We start from the raw sequence: 1,695 nt of genomic DNA on the forward strand, positions 1-1,695 counted from the left end.
AGTAGGCCTAAGCCTGCACCGGCGAGAATCGTTCTCTTATTAAGTAAGGCTGTACGCGAACTCTTCGAAGAAAAAATAAAGGGTAATAGCATCATGGCGCCAAAAGCAAAGCGCCAAAAATTGAAGGCAACGGGAGCCATACCCTCCAAGGCCAAACGCTGAGGTGCAAACCCCAGCCCCCATAGCAAAGCAACCAAGAGTAAAAGCAAATTGATAGGAGAGAAAAGTCGACTCATCAAAAGCCCTAAACGCTACTTTTTAAGCTTGCCGCTGTCGCAAAGCCTCGAACAAACAAATCCCTGTCGCAACGGAAACATTTAAGCTGCTAACACTCCCGATCATTGGAATTTTAGTAAGCTGGTCACAATGCTCTCGCGTCAGGCGACGCAGACCACTGCCTTCAGCACCCATTGCGATAGCAGCAGGGCCTTTAAGATCTGTTTGATAGATATTTTGCTCCGCTTCTCCGGCAGCACCCGTTATCCATACACCAAAGTTTTGTAACCACTTCATGGTACGGGCTAAGTTTGTCACTCGAATGACAGGCACATGCTCAGCGGCACCACAAGCCACCTTCTTTGCAGTGGCATTCAAGGGGGCGGACTTATCCTTCGGCACGATCACGGCATGGACACCCGCCGCATCAGCTGAACGTAAACATGCCCCCAGGTTATGAGGGTCAGTCACGGAATCCAGAATCAATAAAAACGGTGGTTCATCTAGCGCTGAGAGAATATCTTCAAGATCCCCTTCATGCTTCTCAACTTCCCCTTTAATAGTTGCCACAACACCTTGGTGACGACCGCTGACCAACTTGTCTAATTCCTTCCGAGGCACATAGTCACAAGAGAGCCCTTTAGACTGAAGCAAGCGAATAAGCTTTGATAAGCGCTGGTCGTCCCTACCCTGCTGTACCAATACAGAGATAACCGAATCGGCCTCTTTTTGCACTAGGGCCTCAACTGCATGCAAACCAAATACGGTTTCTTGATTCATTAACTCTTAACCTTTTGTTTTAACTTTGCGCTTTCTAATTGCTGGCGTCACCGGCTCTGAATTAGCGTCTGATTTTACCTTGTTAATTTTCTTTAAGGGCTTTTTTACTTGCTTGCTTTTTAAAGCTTCTAGCTTGCTTGGCTTGCGCTTTAAAGGCTGGCTAGATTTAAGCTCTTGAGGCTCTTCTGTCTTCAACTCTGAAGAAGACTTCGGCTTTCTTGACTTGGCTTTTACCGGACGCTCGGTTTTCTTTCTTGCGCCATTTCGGGATTTAACCTTAGGTTTATCACTTCCCTGACGTCTATCCGCTTCTTTACGCCGCTCACCTGCCTTCCGCTTGTCCTGACTGTCGCGCTTGCTACCGCTTTTGGGCTTACCTTTCTTAGGGCGCAATTTGTCACGTGACTTGGAACTTGAGCTCACTAGAACCAGGTCAACCTTGCGCTCTTCCAGATTGATGTTTGAGACCTGAACAAGCACCCTATCACCCAGACCAAAGCGCTTACCTGAGCGTTCACCGATCAGGCGATGCTTCGCTGCATCAAATTGATAATAATCACTGTCTAAAGTCGAGACATGAACTAGACCTTCAGCATATAAATCAGCTAGCTCTACAAAGAAGCCAAAGCCCGTCACGGCAGAGATAATACCCTCAAACTCCTCACCCAAGTGTTGCTGTAGGTACTCACACTTAAGCCA

At 47.5% G+C, this 1,695-nt stretch carries 3 protein-coding genes; all 3 read right to left on the reverse strand.

Features of this window, described 5'->3' with window-relative positions:
- Nucleotides 1-236, reverse strand: a 236-nt coding sequence (locus A3766_RS25830; protein ID WP_156509144.1) for an EamA family transporter, incomplete at its 3' end; no start/stop codon positions are given.
- Between the two features lie 22 nt (nt 237-258).
- Nucleotides 259-996 carry a 23S rRNA (guanosine(2251)-2'-O)-methyltransferase RlmB gene (gene rlmB / locus A3766_RS25835; RefSeq protein WP_068511320.1) on the reverse strand — a complete coding sequence of 246 codons (738 nt, stop codon included), beginning with the start codon at nt 994-996 and terminating at the stop codon, nt 259-261.
- Between the two features lie 6 nt (nt 997-1,002).
- Nucleotides 1,003-1,695: S1 RNA-binding domain-containing protein (locus A3766_RS25840; RefSeq protein WP_156509145.1), on the reverse strand; the 693-nt coding region annotated here is incomplete at its 5' end.

It is taken from the genome of Oleiphilus sp. HI0132 (assembly GCF_001635845.1).